Origin of the sequence: Barrientosiimonas endolithica (assembly GCF_030296655.1) — a bacterium.
Taxonomy (GTDB): Bacteria; Actinomycetota; Actinomycetes; order Actinomycetales; family Dermatophilaceae; genus Barrientosiimonas; species Barrientosiimonas humi.
Genome location: NZ_AP027735.1, coordinates 1,918,425 through 1,933,369, shown reverse-complemented (window position 1 = coordinate 1,933,369; position 14,945 = coordinate 1,918,425). Strand labels below are relative to the sequence as shown.

General features: G+C 72.6%; 12 protein-coding genes and 4 pseudogenes. 10 read left to right on the top strand and 6 right to left on the bottom strand.

Features of this window, described 5'->3' with window-relative positions; genetic code table 11:
- The 6 genes and pseudogenes from QUE40_RS09740 to QUE40_RS09715 all read left to right on the top strand — a co-directional run bounded on the left by QUE40_RS09740 (window position 1) and on the right by QUE40_RS09715 (window position 5,467).
- Entirely contained in the window at window positions 1–624 is a 624-nt protein-coding gene (locus QUE40_RS09740) for a hypothetical protein (protein ID WP_289230828.1), read from the top strand.
- Complete coding sequence (gene hisH, locus QUE40_RS09735; RefSeq protein ID WP_289230827.1) at window positions 621–1,247, top strand: imidazole glycerol phosphate synthase subunit HisH; 627 nt, start codon at window positions 621–623, stop codon at window positions 1,245–1,247. The genes QUE40_RS09740 and hisH overlap by 4 nt, the downstream gene beginning before the upstream one ends.
- Before the next feature lie 26 nt (window positions 1,248–1,273).
- Window positions 1,274–2,006, top strand: a pseudogene (gene priA, locus QUE40_RS09730) (bifunctional 1-(5-phosphoribosyl)-5-((5-phosphoribosylamino)methylideneamino)imidazole-4-carboxamide isomerase/phosphoribosylanthranilate isomerase PriA).
- Entirely contained in the window at window positions 2,003–2,704 is a 702-nt protein-coding gene (locus tag QUE40_RS09725; RefSeq protein WP_289230826.1) for an SseB family protein, read from the top strand. The pseudogene priA and the gene QUE40_RS09725 overlap by 4 nt, the downstream one beginning before the upstream one ends.
- Window positions 2,705–2,875: 171 nt before the next feature.
- Window positions 2,876–3,172, top strand: a complete 297-nt coding sequence (locus QUE40_RS09720; protein WP_142007506.1) for a metal-sensitive transcriptional regulator — start codon at window positions 2,876–2,878, stop codon at window positions 3,170–3,172.
- A pseudogene (locus tag QUE40_RS09715) lies at window positions 3,169–5,467 on the top strand (heavy metal translocating P-type ATPase). The gene QUE40_RS09720 and the pseudogene QUE40_RS09715 overlap by 4 nt, the downstream one beginning before the upstream one ends.
- Before the next feature lie 280 nt (window positions 5,468–5,747).
- Here the strand turns inward: QUE40_RS09715 and QUE40_RS09710 are convergent.
- From QUE40_RS09710 to QUE40_RS09690, 5 genes are read right to left on the bottom strand one after another with little or no spacing between them, the layout of a single operon-like run.
- Window positions 5,748–6,788, bottom strand: a complete 1,041-nt coding sequence (locus QUE40_RS09710) for a 1-acyl-sn-glycerol-3-phosphate acyltransferase (RefSeq protein WP_289230825.1) — start codon at window positions 6,786–6,788, stop codon at window positions 5,748–5,750.
- Complete coding sequence (locus QUE40_RS09705; RefSeq protein ID WP_289230824.1) at window positions 6,785–7,699, bottom strand: patatin-like phospholipase family protein; 915 nt, start codon at window positions 7,697–7,699, stop codon at window positions 6,785–6,787. The genes QUE40_RS09710 and QUE40_RS09705 overlap by 4 nt, the downstream gene beginning before the upstream one ends.
- A 21-nt stretch (window positions 7,700–7,720) precedes the next feature.
- A complete protein-coding gene (gene lpdA / locus QUE40_RS09700; protein ID WP_142005464.1) occupies window positions 7,721–9,124 on the bottom strand; it encodes a dihydrolipoyl dehydrogenase in 1,404 nt (467 codons plus the stop codon).
- Between the two features lie 10 nt (window positions 9,125–9,134).
- Window positions 9,135–9,797 carry a sugar-binding domain-containing protein gene (locus QUE40_RS09695; RefSeq protein WP_289230823.1) on the bottom strand — a complete coding sequence of 221 codons (663 nt, stop codon included), beginning with the start codon at window positions 9,795–9,797 and terminating at the stop codon, window positions 9,135–9,137.
- The gene (locus QUE40_RS09690) at window positions 9,716–10,120 is read right to left on the bottom strand and encodes a sugar-binding transcriptional regulator (RefSeq protein ID WP_289230822.1); all 405 of its coding nucleotides are present in this window, start codon (window positions 10,118–10,120) and stop codon (window positions 9,716–9,718) included. Before QUE40_RS09690 ends, QUE40_RS09695 begins: the two co-directional genes overlap by 82 nt.
- 206 nt (window positions 10,121–10,326) lie before the next feature.
- On the opposite strand from QUE40_RS09690, the pseudogene QUE40_RS09685 reads away from it, so the two are divergent.
- Window positions 10,327–11,256 (top strand): annotated as a pseudogene (locus QUE40_RS09685) (ABC transporter substrate-binding protein); the annotation flags it as partial.
- On the opposite strand, the gene QUE40_RS19660 reads toward QUE40_RS09685, so the two are convergent.
- The gene (locus tag QUE40_RS19660; protein WP_433997095.1) at window positions 11,223–11,360 is read right to left on the bottom strand and encodes a hypothetical protein; all 138 of its coding nucleotides are present in this window, start codon (window positions 11,358–11,360) and stop codon (window positions 11,223–11,225) included. The pseudogene QUE40_RS09685 and the gene QUE40_RS19660 sit on opposite strands and share 34 nt — an antisense overlap.
- Before the next feature lie 287 nt (window positions 11,361–11,647).
- Between QUE40_RS19660 and QUE40_RS09680 the strand changes: the two genes are divergently transcribed.
- The 3 genes and pseudogenes from QUE40_RS09680 (at window position 11,648) to QUE40_RS19655 (ending at window position 14,935) form a co-directional block, all read left to right on the top strand.
- A complete protein-coding gene (locus QUE40_RS09680; RefSeq protein ID WP_142005461.1) occupies window positions 11,648–12,583 on the top strand; it encodes a carbohydrate ABC transporter permease in 936 nt (311 codons plus the stop codon).
- A complete protein-coding gene (locus QUE40_RS09675) occupies window positions 12,583–13,446 on the top strand; it encodes a carbohydrate ABC transporter permease (RefSeq protein ID WP_289233058.1) in 864 nt (287 codons plus the stop codon). Before QUE40_RS09680 ends, QUE40_RS09675 begins: the two co-directional genes overlap by 1 nt.
- Window positions 13,443–14,935 (top strand): annotated as a pseudogene (locus QUE40_RS19655) (mannitol dehydrogenase family protein). The gene QUE40_RS09675 and the pseudogene QUE40_RS19655 overlap by 4 nt, the downstream one beginning before the upstream one ends.
- The last annotated feature ends 10 nt before the right edge of the window (window positions 14,936–14,945 follow it).

The window sequence follows — 14,945 nt, the reverse complement described above, 5'->3', positions numbered from 1 at the left end:
GTGTCCGCCTCCTCGACGCTTCCCGGGCTCCTGCTGCTGCAGGCCGCGCCGGCGAAGGCGCGGAGCTGGCTGCGGCGCGGCACCGTGCCCGCATACGTCGTCCCGCTCGGCGGCTGGACCGCCGTCGTGCCTGCGGGTCCGTCCGCCGCCGCCCCGCCGTACGACGGCGCCACCTCGGTCCTCGCGGCTCGCCCGGTCCCGGGCCAGCTGCGGTCTGCGATGGGCTTCTTCGTCGTGGGCGAGCGCGCCGTGCTGGTCGTCCACCCGCGGGGCGGGCGGTCCGGATCCCGTTGGCTCGCTTGGGAGTCCGAGCACGGGTCGCTCGTGCTGCCCGGTCACGAGCCCGCCACCGTGCGCGACCTGATGGGCGTCGCCGGCCTCGCCGACTCCGAGCGCGAGGGCGTGCTCGGCGTGCTGCGCCGCCGCGGCGGCAGCTGTCCGTCGATGCTGGCCGCGCTCGTGTCCGCCCTCGCCCTGCCCGGCGGCGACCTGCTGGCCGGCACGGGCGTACCCACCAAGGAGGAGGCCGTGCTGGTCACGCCCCACGCCCGCGCGGTGCAGCGGTTCGACCGCGACATCCGCGAGGACCAGGAGCTGCGGGTCGAGCTGGGGGAGGAGTCGTGAGGCGCCGGGTGACGGTGCTCGACTACGGCAGCGGCAACGTGCGCTCGGTCGTGCGCATGCTCGAGCGCGTGGGCGCCGAGGTCAGCCTGACGTCGCAGCCCGACGCGGTGCTGCGCGCCGACGGGCTCTACGTCCCCGGTGTCGGCAACTTCCACGCCTGCGTGCAGGGCCTGCGTGCCGTCGACGGGCTGCGCCTGGTGCGCGAGCGGGTCGCGGCGGGCGCGCCGGTGCTGGGCGTGTGCGTCGGCATGCAGGTGCTCTTCCAGGGCTCGGTCGAGCCGAGCAGCGGACCGCAGGAGCAGGGCATCGGCCACTGGTCGGGCACCGTCCACCGGCTGCAGGCCCCGGTCGTCCCGCACATGGGCTGGTCGCAGGTCGCGCCGCCCGAGGGGTCCGACCTGTTCGCCGGGCTGGAGCAGGAGCGGTTCTACTTCGTGCACTCCTACGCCGCCGACGAGACGCCGACCCGCGCCGGTCGTGCGCCGGCGGTCACCTGGGCCGAGCACGGCGGCCGGTTCGTCGCCGCCGTCGAGGACGGGCCGGTCAGCGCCACCCAGTTCCACCCCGAGAAGTCCGGCGACGCCGGTGCTCAGCTGCTGAGCTCCTGGCTCGACCGGTTGTGAGAACCGTTGTCCGACAAGGAGATCCGATGAGCTCACCGCGACTCGAGCTGTTGCCCGCCGTCGACGTGTCCGGCGGTCAGGCCGTCCAGCTGGTGCAGGGCGTGGCCGGCACGGGGGTCAGTACGGCGACCCCTGGGAGGCCGCGAAGGCCTGGCAGGACCAGGGGGCGGAGTGGATCCACCTCGTCGACCTGGACGCGGCGTTCGGCCGCGGCAACAACACCGAGCTGCTGACCGGCATCGTGCGCCGGCTCGACATCGACGTCGAGCTGAGCGGCGGCATCCGCGACAGCGCCACGCTCGGGGCCGCGCTGGCCACCGGCTGTCGCCGGGTCAACCTCGGCACCGCGGCCCTGGAGAACCCCGAGTGGACGGCCGCGATCATCGCCGACCACGGCGACCGCGTCGCGGTGGGTCTGGACGTGCGCGGCACGCGCCTGGCCGCCCGCGGCTGGACCCGCGAGGGCGGCGACCTGTGGGAGACGCTGGAGCGCCTCGACCGCGAGGGTGCGCGCGCTACGTCGTCACCGACGTCGCGAAGGACGGCATGCTGCAGGGCCCCAACGTGCAGCTGCTGCGCGACGTCTGCGCCCGCACCGACCGCCCGGTCGTCGCCTCCGGCGGCGTGTCCACCCTCGACGACGTGCGCGCGCTGCGCGAGCTGACGCCCGAGGGGGTCGAGGGCGCGATCATCGGGTCGGCGCTCTACCGCGACGCGTTCACCCTGCCCGACGCGCTCGACGTCGCCGGCCGGCCGTGACCGTCGACTCCGGCGGCCAGGGCTGGCACGGGCGCAGCCTGTCCGGCACCGGCTTCGACGGCGACAGCGGCGAGACCGACCCGCGGCTGCTGGCGGCGCTGCGCTCCGGCGACGAGCAGGCCGCCGTGCGCGCCATCGCCGCCGCCCGGCTGCTGGTGCCGATCGTGGCTGCGCCGGGGGAGGGCGACGGCACCGGCACCGACATGGCCGCGGTGACCCTGCGCGCCCCCGACGGTCAGCAGGCCCTCCCGGTCTTCACCGGCGTCGCGGCCCTCGCGGCCTGGGACGCCGCCGCCCGGCCCACGCCCGTCACCGCCGCCCGGGCCGCCCAGGCCGCCGTGTCCGAGCGCTGCGACGTGATGGTCGTCGACGTCGCCGACGAGCACCCGTTCGTCCTGCGGCCCAGCATGGTGTGGGCGCTGGCGCAGGATCGGCAGTGGCTGCCGGCGTACACCGATCCTGTTGTGCAGCAAGCGGTCTCGCTGGCCGCGCGTGACGACGACGACGTGCGCGCCGCCGTGTGCGAGTCCGGCGACGACCTCGAGCCGGGTCTGCTGCGCATCGTGCTGTCGGTGCCGCCCGGCCGCTCCGCCGAGCAGCTGCAGCAGCTCGCGACCCGCATCGGCGAACGCCTCGCCACGGACGGCGAGGTGCGCGCCCGCATCGACGGCATCACCTTCTCCATCCAGCCCGCCTGACCCGAGTCGTACGCCCACCCCGCCCCCGGCCGTACGACCCACGCCCCACCCCGCACCTCCGCATGAAACCGGGTTACGTGGGTTTGACCCTGATGCGTTGAGGTCAGATGCACGTGACCGGGTTTCATGCGGGGTGAAATACCCCAAGGGGGTATGCTGGTTGGCATGGGCATGGACGAGCACACGCACGGCTACATCGGCAACAAGGACGACTACCTCAAGCGGCTGCGGCGCATCGAGGGGCAGGCGCGTGGTCTGCAGCGGATGGTCGAGGAGGAGAAGTACTGCATCGACATCCTCACCCAGGTGTCCGCCATGACCAAGGCGCTGCAGGCCGTCTCGCTGGGGCTGCTCGAGGAGCACCTGAGCCACTGCGTCGTCGACGCCGCGAAGGCCGGTGACGACGAGGAGGCCCAGCGCAAGCTGCGCGAGGCGAGCGACGCGATCGGTCGGCTGGTGCGCTCATGAGCACCGACCTCGGTCAGCAGCCGCGCGTCGACGGCGTCGTCGAGCTCGACATCACCGGCATGACCTGCGCCTCGTGCGCGAACCGCATCGAGCGCAAGCTCAACAAGCTCGACGGCGTCACCGCCACGGTCAACTACGCCACCGAGAAGGCCTCCGTCCAGCACACCGCCGACGTCTCCACCGACGACCTGCTGCGCACGGTCGAGGCCGCGGGATACCAGGCCGCCGTGCCCCGCACCGAGCGCGCCGACGCGGGTGACGACGCCGCGCCCGACGCCCGCGACCACGAGCTGCAGACGCTGCGCCAGCGGGTGCTCGTCAGCGCCGCGCTCAGCGTCCCGGTGATCCTCATGGCGATGGTCCCGGCCCTGCAGTTCGACAACTGGCAGTGGCTGTCGCTGACCCTGGCCGCCCCCGTCGTGGTCTGGGGGCCTGGCCGTTCCACCGGGCCGCGTGGACCAACCTGCGGCACGGCGCCTTCACCATGGACACCCTGGTGTCGATCGGTACGCTCGCGGCCCTGTCCTGGTCGGTCGTCGCCCTGTTCTTCGGTCACGCCGGAATGCCCGGCATGAAGCACCCGTTCGAGCTGACCGTGCAGCGCGGCGAGGGGCTGTCCAACATCTACCTCGAGGCGGCCGCGGGCGTCACCACGTTCATCCTGCTCGGCCGCTACATCGAGGCGCGCTCCAAGCGGGCGGCCGGGGCGGCGCTGCGGGCGCTGCTCGACCTCGGCGCCAAGGACGTCGCGGTGCTGCGCGGGCCGGCCGGCGCCGAGCGCGAGGAGCGCATCCCGGTGGCCGACCTCGCGGTCGGCGACCGTTTCGTCGTGCGCCCGGGCGAGAAGATCGCCACCGACGGCGAGGTGGTCAGCGGCCGCTCCGCGGTCGACCTGTCGATGCTCACCGGCGAGTCGGTGCCGGTCGAGGTGGCCGCGGGCGACACCGTCGTCGGCGCGACCGTCAACGCCTCCGGCCGACTCGTGGTCCGCGCCACCCGCGTCGGCTCCGACACCCAGCTGGCCCAGATGGCCAAGCTCGTCGAGGACGCCCAGACCGGCAAGGCCCCGGTGCAGCGCCTCGCCGACCGCATCTCCTCCGTCTTCGTGCCGCTGGTGCTGCTGCTCGCGCTCGGCACCCTGGTCGTCTGGCTGCTGATCGGTGCCGGCGCGTCCGCGGCGTTCACGGCGGCGGTCGCGGTGCTGATCATCGCCTGCCCGTGCGCCCTCGGGCTCGCGACGCCCACCGCGCTCATGGTCGGCACCGGCCGCGGCGCGCAGCTGGGCATCCTCATCAAGGGCCCCGAGGCCCTCGAGGCCACCCGCACCGTCGACACGGTCGTGCTCGACAAGACGGGCACCGTGACCACCGGTGCGATGGCCGTACGCCAGGTGCTGGCTGCTCCCGACGAGTCGCCCGACCAGGTGCTGCGTCTCGCGGGGGCAGTGGAGTCCGCCTCGGAGCACCCCGTGGCGCAGGCCGTCGCCAAGGCGGCCGCACGCCACGGTGCGCTGCCCCGGTCGACGACTTCACCAACCACGCCGGGCTCGGTGTCGCCGGAGCCGTCAGCTCCGACAGCGAATCCGGCTCTGCCACAACGGTTCTCGTCGGCCGACCCAGCCTGCTGGAGCAGCAGGGCATGACGGTCCCCGAGGCGCTGGCGGCCGACGTCGACGAGGCCCAGCGGCGCGGCGAGACCGTCGTGCTCGTCGGCTGGGACGGCCGGGCGCGGGGCGCGGTCGCGGTCGCCGACGCGGTCAAGCCGACCTCGGCTCAGGCGGTCGCCGACCTCAAGCAGCTGGGGCTGCGGCCCATCCTGCTCACCGGCGACCAGGAGGTCGTCGCCCGGTCGGTCGCCGACGAGGTCGGCATCGACGAGGTGATCGCCGAGGTGCTCCCGCAGGACAAGGTCGACGTCGTGCGCCGGCTGCAGGACCAGGGGCGCGTCGTCGCGATGGTCGGGGACGGCGTCAACGACGCGGCCGCCCTCGCCCAGGCCGACCTCGGCCTCGCGATGGGCACCGGAACCGACGTCGCGATCGAGGCCAGCGACCTCACCCTGGTCAGCGGCGACCTCGCGACCGCGGTCGACGCCATCCGGCTGTCGCGGCGCACCCTGTCGACGATCAAGGGCAACATGTTCTGGGCGTTCGCCTACAACGTGGCCGCCCTCCCGGTCGCCGCGCTGGGTCTGCTCAACCCGATGCTCGCCGGCGCCGCCATGGCGTTCTCGTCGGTGTTCGTGGTGCTGAACAGCCTGCGGCTGCGCAGCTTCCGCGCCCTGCGCCGCGCCTGACCCGGCCACGCGGGACGCGCGTACCCCGGGCCGACAAACCCCGATATCGGGGGTTGTGACGGTGGGTCAGGGCGCGGGGCCCTCGTCAAGCGCCGATACCGGGGGTTGTGACGGTGGGTCGGGGCGCAGGTCGTCATCACGCGCCGATACCGGGGGTTGTGACGGTGGGTCGGGGCTTGGGGCCGTCGTCAAGCGCCGATACCGGGGGTTGTGACGGTGGGTCAGGGCGGGGCCGTCGTCAAGCGCCGATATCGAGGGAAACGTCAGCCCGGGCGAGACGTCAGTCCAGGCGCGACGGCGGTGGCGGCTGCTCACCCACGGCGGCCGCGAGCTCGCCGGCCCACCGGTCGATCTGCGACCAGTGCTCGCGCAGCCACAGGTCGACCACCTCCAGGTCGCTGCTGCGCGGCCGGTCGACGACGCGTACGACCACGTCGACCGGGTGCGCCAGCGGCACCGCCCGCCAGATCTGGCCGAGGCTGCCGGTGCGGTCCAGGCCATGGTGGGCGATGATCACCGGCACCAGGTCGGGGCTGTCCTCGAGCATCTGCTGGGTGCCCTTGGCCCGCGGCACCAGCACCCGCGGGTGGTCGCGGATCCACTCCTGCAGCGCCGGGTTGCCGTTCTGCTCGGCCCACTCGATCGACGCGGCGTGCCGCCGGGGCGACCAGTTGCCGCCCTCGGGGAACAGGATCAGCGCGTCGTGGGCGTCCAGCGAGCGGGCGAACGCCTCGAGCCGGCGGTCGCGCTCGGCGACGTTGACCCGGCGCGGCGGCAGGAAGTAGGACCCGAGCCGGTTGAGCAGCAGGTCGGCGGCGGCGTCCCACAGCAGGAACCGCTTGAGCATCACCCGGGGCGTGCGGCCGAAGGTGTGCGCGACCAGGTAGGCGACCAGCAGCGAGTCGCCGGAGCCGATGTGCCGCGACAGCACCAGCAGCGGGTGCGGCGTGCGCGCGACCACCGGCGGGATGTCCGTGCGCAGCTGCAGCCCGACGGTGCGTTCGGCCACCTGCAGCACCGTCGTGAGCCGGCGGTCCAGCAGCGCCGTGTGCTGCTCGCGCCAGGCGACCGGGTCGCGGCGCCACGGCGGGTGACGCAGCCACAGCCACCAGCAGCCGAGCAGGATGCCGAGGTCGGCCGCGATGCCGGCGACCGCCAGCCGGACCAGCCGCAGCGCCCGGTTGCGCCGGCGCCACGGCTCGAGCACCAGCAGGGGCAGGGCCAGCAGCCCGAGCAGCAGCGCGAGTGCCCCGAGGAGCACCGGCCACAGCGGGTCCCGCAGCACCCGGCGCACGACCAGGGGCGGGACCGGCACGCTCATCGCCGGTCCAGGTATCGACCTGCCGCGTCGTAGGCCGCCTCGACCCGGCGCGAGACGTAGCGCTCGTTGGCGTGCAGGAACGAGACGGTCGGGGCGTCGTCGGCGCCGCTGGGCAGCGCATGCACCTCGACGTCGTCGGGCAGCGAGGCCATCTCCTCGACGTAGCGGTGCCGCCGCGCGATCTCGAACGTCACCTGCGCGACCTCCCACGGCCAGCGCGGCACCTCCAGCGGCTGCTCGACCCGTCCGACGTGCAGCACGAAGATGCGCTCGGCGCCCAGGGCCACCGCGCGGCCCACGGGGATCGAGTGCACGAGCCCGCCGTCGAGGAAGTGCTCGTCGCCGACCTGGATCGGCGGGAAGATGCCGGGCACCGCGCAGGAGGCCAGCACCGCGGGCGCGATCGGCCCGGCGGAGAACCAGTGGGCCACCGACCGCTCCACGCTGGCCGCGACGCACTGGAAGGGCACTGCGAGCTCACCGAACTCCTCGACGGGCAGGTGGTGGCGCAGCATCCGCAGGAACCGGCCCGGCGGATACAGGTGCATCGGCACCCGCCGTCCCGGGCGACGCGACCGACCCCGCCGCTCCCGCCGTACGTCCGCCGCAGTCTCCCCGTCGCTCGCCGACGTCCTCGGCCGGGTGAGCCGGCGACCCCGCGCGGCGGAGGGCTCGCGTCCGGCGAGCGCCGGCGCGCCGCCGGCCAGGTCGGCCCAGACGCCGCTCAGCCGGGTGAGCCCCGCGAGCGTCGGGTCGGCCGCGAGGAACGCCCCGTTGACCGCGCCGATGCTCGTGCCGAGCACGAGGTCGGGGCGCAGGTCACGCTCCAGGAGCGCGCGCAGCATCCCGATCTGGGTGGCGCCGAGGATGCCGCCGCCACCCAGCACGAAGGCGGTGCGCGGGGCGGTCACGACGCGTGCGGAGGCGGGGGATCAGAGGTTGATCATGTGGCCGGCGATGCCCTCGACGGCCTCCTTGACCGCCTCGGACAGCGTCGGGTGCGCGAAGACGTTGCGCGCGACCTCGTCGGCCGTGAGGTCCCACTTCTGCGCGGTCGTCAGCACCGGCAGCAGCTCGGTGACGTCGGGCCCGATGAGGTGGGCGCCGAGGATCTCGTTGTGCGTCGCGTCGGCGACGACCTTGGCGAACCCGACGGTGTCGCCGAGCCCCATCGCCTTGCCGTTGGCGCTGAACGGGAACGAAGCCGTCTTGACGTCGTAGCCCTTGTCCTTGGCCTGCTGCTCGGTGTAGCCGAACGAGGCGATCTGCGGGTGGCAGTAGGTCGCCCGCGGCACCATGTCGTAGTCGACCGGCATGGTCTCGGCGCCGCCGATCGTCTCGGCCGCGACGACGCCCTGGGCCTCGGCCACGTGCGCGAGCATCAGCTTGCCGGTGCAGTCGCCGATGGCGTAGACGCCGTCGACGTTGGTGCGCAGGTAGTCGTCGATCTCGATGGCGCCGCGGTCGGTGGTGGCGACGCCGATCTTGTCGAGGCCGTAGCCCTCGAGGCGGGGCGCGAAGCCGATCGCTGAGAGCAGCTTGTCGGCCTCGAGCACCTGGCCCTCGCCCTTGCCGTCGGCGGGGGAGACGCTGACCTTGACCCCGGAGCCGGTGTCCTCGACCGACTCGACCTTGGTGCCGAGCATGACCTTGATGCCGAGCTTCTTGTACTGCTTGAGCAGCTCCTTGGACACGTCGGCGTCCTCGGTGGGCACCATCCGGTCGAGGAACTCCACGATGGTGACGTCGACGCCGTAGTTGCTCATGACGTACGCGAACTCGACGCCGATCGCGCCGGAGCCGGCGATGATGATCGACTTCGGCAGCTCGGGGTCGAGGATCTGCTCCTCGTAGGTCACGACGTTGTCGGACACCTCGACGCCGGGGAGCATCCGGGTGACCGCGCCGGTCGCGATGATCACGTTGTCGGCGGTGACCGTCTGCTGGCCGCCGTCGTTGAGCTCGACCTGGATCGTCCTGGGGTCGGTGAAGGTGCCCCAGCCGTCGATCTCGGTGATCTTGTTCTTGCGCATGAGGAAGTGGACACCCTTGACGATGCCCTCGCTGACCTGACGGCTGCGCTTGTGCGCCGGGGCGTACGACATCGTCGCGTCGCCCTCGATGCCGTACTTGTCCTTCTCGTGCAGCAGCGTGTGCGCGATCTCGGCGTTCTTGATCAGCGCCTTGCTGGGGATGCAACCGACGTTGAGGCACACCCCGCCCCAGTACTTCTTCTCGATGACCGCGGTCTTCAGACCCAGCTGGGACGCGCGGATCGCCGCGACGTAACCCCCAGGACCGGCACCGAGCACGACGACGTCAAAGTGATCAGCCACGAGGCCGAGCCTATCCCGTGGGTTCGCCCGCCCCGTCAAGGAGTGCGTCGGCGAGCTCCACGTCGCACACCAGCGAGTCGACGAGGCCGGCGCCGGCGGCCGCGCGCACCACCTCGGTGCGGGCCGGGCCGAGCGCGATGCCGATGACGTCGGGGATCGCGCGCAGCTGGTCGGTGCCGACCGAGATGACCCGGTCGGCGATGCCGGCGTGCACCGCGGCGCCGTCGGCGTCGAAGAACGCGCCGCTGATCTCGCCCACCGCGCCGGCCCGGCTCAGGGCGCGGTGCTCGGCGTCGGTGGCGAGGGCGTACAGCGTGGACTCGCCGGGCGCCCAGGCGCCCACCCCGACGACCGCGACCGTCACCTCGGGGATCTTCGCGAAGGTGTCGGCGATGCTCGGCTGGCGCCGCAGCATGCGGGCGCTGGCCCGGTCGGTCGCGACCAGCGGCGCGTAGAACTGGTGCGCGGGCCCGCCGCTGACCCGGGCGGCGTCGCGCACCACGTCGACCGAGGTGACCTCGTCGCTGTCCAGGGCCAGCGCGCCGCTGAGCTGCACGACCGGCACGCGCGGCAGGTCGCGCAGCTCGGGCGTCATCGCCGCGACGGTGCGTGAGGACGGCAGCCCCAGCACGTCCTGCGGACCGATGGCCTGGTGCAGCACGTGCGCGGCCACCCGGCCGAGCTCGCGTCGCCGGGCGCGCGGGTCGGGCGTCTCGCCCTGCTCCCGACGAGCGACAGGTCGACGACCACGGCGCGGGTCAGCCCCAGCGCGCTCGCCAGCCGGTCGCCCCGCGCCTCGTCGGACCCGGCCTCGGGGGCGATCTCGATGCGCACCACCCCGGTGGCCCGCGCCTCGTCGAGCAGCCGCGCCACCTTGAACCGGCTGATGCCGAGGTCGCTCGCGATCTGCACCTTCGACTCGTCGTCGAGGTAGTAGCGCCGCGCCACGGTCGTGATCAGCCGCTGGTCGCTGGGGCTGCGGTCCGACCGCGGCATGCGGCACCTCGTCTTCGCTCGGGTGGTCGAGAACTCCTGCCCGCGAATCCTTCCGGTCGCGAGTGATGTCTGCCACACTACCTCAGATGTGCAGCCAGGTGCTCAAATGAGCACATGAGCCGCACGTCGGAGAGCGAGGGTTTTCCGTGCGACGCAGAGCAGTGGGCGGACGCAGCGCAGCGGGCCGCACCACCAGGGCGGTGGCCATGACCGGCGCGACAGTCCTGACGCTGGCCGGGTGTGCCGGCTGGGGCGGGTCGGTCGGCGGTGGTGGCGCCGACACGATCAACGTGCTGATGGTCAACAACCCGCAGATGGTCGACCTGCAGCGCCTGGCGCCGCAGTTCACCCGCGAGACCGGCATCCGGGTGCGCTTCACCGTGCTGCCCGAGAACGACCTGCGCGACAAGGCCAGCCAGGAGTTCTCCAGCCAGTCGGGGCAGTACGACGTCGCGACCCTGAGCAACTTCGAGATCCCGATCTACGCCAAGAGCGGCTGGGTCGCCCCGATGGACTCCTTCCTCGCGAAGGACCCCGGCTTCGACCAGCAGGATGTCCTCGGGCCGATGCGCACCGCGCTCAGCGTCGACGGGAAGGTCTACGGGCAGCCGTTCTACGGCGAGTCCTCCTTCCTGATGTACCGCAAGGACGTGCTCGCGGCGAAGGGCATCACGATGCCGGCCAACCCGACCTGGACCCAGGTCGCCGACATCGCGGCCAAGGTCGACGGTGCCCAGCCCGGCATGCGCGGCATCTGCCTGCGCGGGCAGCCCGGCTGGGGGCAGCTGTTCGCCCCGCTCACCACCGTCGTCAACACCTTCGGCGGCACCTGGTTCGACCAGGACTGGCGACCGCAGGTCGACGCGCCGGCGTTCACCCGGGCCACCTCCTTCTACGTCGACCTGGTCCGCAAGCACGGCCAGTCCGGGGCGCCGCAGGCCGGCTTCACCGAGTGCCTCAACAACCTCACCCAGGGCAACGTCGCGATGTGGTACGACGCCACCTCCGGCGCCGGCTCGCTCGAGGCCGCGGGTTCGCCGGTCAAGGGCAAGATCGGCTATGCCCCCGCCCCGGTCATGCGCACCAAGAGCTCGGGCTGGCTCTACACCTGGGCGTGGGCCATCGAGCAGGCCAGCACCAAGAAGGACCAGGCCTGGAAGTTCGTCTCCTGGGCCAGCTCCAAGCGGTACGAGCAGCTCGTCGGCGAGCGCATCGGCTGGTCCAGCGTCCCGGCCGGCAAGCGCGCCTCGACGTACGCCGACCCGCGCTACCTGCAGGCGGCCGGCGCCTTCGCCCCGGCCACCAAGAAGGCCATCGAGACGGCGATGCCCACGAACCCGGGTCTGCAGCCACGACCCGCACCGGGCATCCAGTTCGTCGGCATCCCCGAGTTCCCCGACCTCGGCACCCAGGTCAGCCAGGAGGTCAGCTCGGCGATCGCCGGCAAGACCAGCGTGGGCGACGCCCTCGACCTCGGCCAGCAGCTGGCCGATGACGTGGCCCGTCCCTACCGAGAGGGGAGCGAGGATGAGCGCCGCCGTCGACGAGCGTCCGACCACCGAGCGTCCGCAGACCAGTCCCGCGCTGGCCCGGGCGGGCGGCTGGGCCAGGCGCGCCCCGCTGCTGCCGGCGCTGGTGTTCCTGATCGTCGTGACCCAGCTGCCGTTCCTGGTCACCCTGTTCGTGTCGTTCATGAACTGGAACGCCTACTACCCCGACGAGCGCGGGTTCGCCGGCTTCAGCAACTTCGCGGCCGTGCTGACCGACGTGAGCGCACGCCGGGCGATCCTCGTGACGATCGTGCTCACCGCGTCGGTCGTGCTGTTCTCGCTGCTGCTCGGCCTCGGCATCGCGCTGCTGCTGGACCGCAGGTTCCGCGGTCGGGGAGTGGTGCGCACCATGATGATCACGCCGTTCCTCGTGGTGCCCGTCGCGGCCGCGCTGCTGTGGAAGCACGCGCTCTACAACCCCGAGTACGGCCTGTTCAACGGGTTGCTGCGGACGGTCCTCGGCGACGACGCGCCGCAGCCGGACTGGATCACGAACAACCCGCTGATCGCGATCGTCGCCTCGCTGGTGTGGCAGTGGACCCCGTTCATGATGCTCATCCTGCTGGCGGGGCTGCAGAGCCGCCCGATGGACGTCGTCGAGGCGGCCCGCATCGACGGCGCCTCGCCGTGGCAGATCTTCACCCACATGACGCTGCCGCACCTGCGGCCCTACATCGAGCTGTCCGGACTGCTCGGCGCGATCTACGTGGTGCAGAACTTCGACGCGGTCTTCACGATCACCTCGGGCGGGCTCGGGACCGCGAACCTGCCGTACTTCATCTACCAGACCTTCTACACCGCCCACGACTACGGCCGGGCCTCGGCCGCCGGCGTCGTGGTCGTCCTGGGCACCATCGTCATCGCGACCTTCGCGCTGCGCACGGTGCTCAGCCTGTTCCGAGAGGAGTCGTGATGACCACCGTCGCCGAGGCCCAGAAGGGCCCCGACTCCCGGGCCGCCGGCCGCAGGCCACGCTCGGGCCTGCTGCTCACCGGCCTCGCCTGGATGGTCGGCATCCTGTTCGTGCTCCCCGTGGCGTGGATGGTGCTCACCTCCTTCCACAGCGAGACCGACGCCGCGTCCAACCCGCCCCGGATCGCAGCACCGCTCAGCCTCGAGGGCTACCGCGCGTTCTTCGACGCCGGCCCGTGGCCGCCGCTGCTGAACTCGCTCACCGCGAGCGTCGTCTCGACGATCCTGGTGCTCGTGCTCGCGCTGCCGGCGGCGTACGCCCTGTCGATCAAGCCGGTGAAGCGGTGGAGCGACGTGCTCTTCTTCTTCCTGTCGACCAAGTTCCTGCCGGTGGTCGCGGGCCTGCTCCCGGTCTACCTGTTCGCCCAGCAGGTCAACCTGCTCGACAACATCTGGCTGCTGGTCGTGCTCTACACCTCGATGAACCTGCCGATCGCGGTGTGGATGCTGCGCTCGTTCCTCGCCGAGGTGCCCGACGAGATGCTGGAGGCCGCCCAGGTCGACGGCGCCGGGCTGGTGCGCACGCTGCGCGAGATCATCGCGCCGGTGATCATGCCGGGCGTCGCGGCCGCGGCCCTGATCTGCTTCATCTTCTCCTGGAACGAGCTGCTGTTCGCCCGGGTGCTCACCGGCACCCAGGCGCAGACCGCGCCGGTCTTCCTCACCGGGTTCGTCACCAGCCAGGGGCTGTTCCTGGCCAAGGTCTGCGCCGCCTCGCTCGTGGTGTCGCTGCCGGTGCTCGCCGCGGGCTTCGCCGCCCAGGACAAGCTGGTGCAGGGTCTGTCGATGGGAGCCGTGCGATGAGCAACGCCCCGATTCCGTTGTCGGACAAGACGATCGGCGAGCTCGCCGACCGCCTCCCGACCCCGACGTACGACCGTGGCCGGGTGACCCCCGGCATCGTCCACCTGGGCGTGGGCGGGTTCCACCGTGCCCACCAGGCGATGTACCTCGACGCGCTGATGAACCGCGGCGAGGCCCTCGACTGGGGCATCGTCGGCGTCGGGGTGCTGCCGCACGACCGGCGCATCGCCGAGACGCTGCAGGCCCAGGACGGCCTCTACACCCTGGTGCAGAAGCACCCCGACGGCCGGCTCGAGGCGCGGGTGGTCGGCAGCATCGTGCGCATGCTGCTCGCCCCGGACGACCCCGAGGCGGTGCTGCAGGCGATGGCCGACCCGCGGGTGCGCATCGTGTCGCTGACCATCACCGAGGGCAGCTATCTGGTCAACCAGGCGACGGGGAGTTCGACCCCGACCACCCCTCGATCCAGCCCGACCTCGTGCCGGGCGCGGTGCCCGCCACCGCGTTCGGCCTGATCGTCGACGCGCTGCGGCGACGGCGCGCGGCGGGCATCGCGCCGTTCACCGTGATGTCGTGCGACAACCTGCCCGGCAACGGCGACGTCGCCCGCAGCACGATCACCGCCTTCGCCCGGCTGCTGGACCCCGAGCTCGCCGACTGGATGCGCGAGCACGTCGCCTTCCCCAACGGGATGGTCGACCGGATCACCCCGGTCACCTCGCCCGAGGACGTCCGGCGGGTCGCCGACGAGCTGGGCGTGGACGACGGCTGGCCGGTGGTGTGCGAGCCGTTCACCCAGTGGGTGCTGGAGGACGAGTTCCCTTCGGGCAGACCGCCGTTCGAGGACGCCGGCGTGCAGATGGTCGACGACGTCGTGCCGTTCGAGCTGATGAAGCTGCGGCTGCTCAACGCCTCGCACCAGGCGCTGTGCTACCTGGGCTACCTCTCCGGCTACCGCTACGCCCACGAGGTCTGCCAGGACCCCGTCTTCGTCGATCTCCTGCTCGGCTACATGCGCGAGGAGGGCGTGCCCACGCTGCCCGAGGTCCCCGGCACCGACCTCGAGGACTACACCCGCACCCTCGTCGAGCGGTTCGCCAACCCGGAGGTGCGCGACACGCTCGCGCGGCTGTGCGCCGAGAGCTCCGACCGGATCCCCAAGTGGCTGGTCCCGGTGATCCGCGACGACCTCGACGCGGGCCGGCCGGTGGAGCGGTCGGCGCTGGTCGTCGCGTCCTGGGCCCGCTACGCCGAGGGCGTCGACGAGCAGGGCGAGCCGATCGAGGTCGTCGACCACCGCAAGGAGGCCGTCATGGCCGCGGCCGCCCGTCGCGCCGAGGACCCGCTGGCCTTCCTGCGCGACCCCACGCTGTTCGGCGACCTCGCCGAGCGCCCGGCCTTCACCGAGCCCTACCTGCGGCACCTGGAGTCGCTGCACGCCCGCGGCGCGCACGCGACCACCGAGGCCGTCGTGGCCTCGCTACGGTGACCGGGATGAC

What these genes read in the sequence shown, in the direction of transcription:
- QUE40_RS09690 (WP_289230822.1), bottom strand. Translation starts at nt 10,120, where the DNA reads ATGCCGCGGTCGGACCGCAGCCCCAGCGACCAGCGGCTGATCACGACC.
- QUE40_RS09720 (WP_142007506.1), top strand. Translation starts at nt 2,876, where the DNA reads ATGGACGAGCACACGCACGGCTACATCGGCAACAAGGACGACTACCTC.
- QUE40_RS09680 (WP_142005461.1), top strand. Translation starts at nt 11,648, where the DNA reads ATGAGCGCCGCCGTCGACGAGCGTCCGACCACCGAGCGTCCGCAGACC.
- QUE40_RS09710 (WP_289230825.1), bottom strand. Translation starts at nt 6,788, where the DNA reads ATGAGCGTGCCGGTCCCGCCCCTGGTCGTGCGCCGGGTGCTGCGGGAC.
- QUE40_RS09675 (WP_289233058.1), top strand. Translation starts at nt 12,583, where the DNA reads ATGACCACCGTCGCCGAGGCCCAGAAGGGCCCCGACTCCCGGGCCGCC.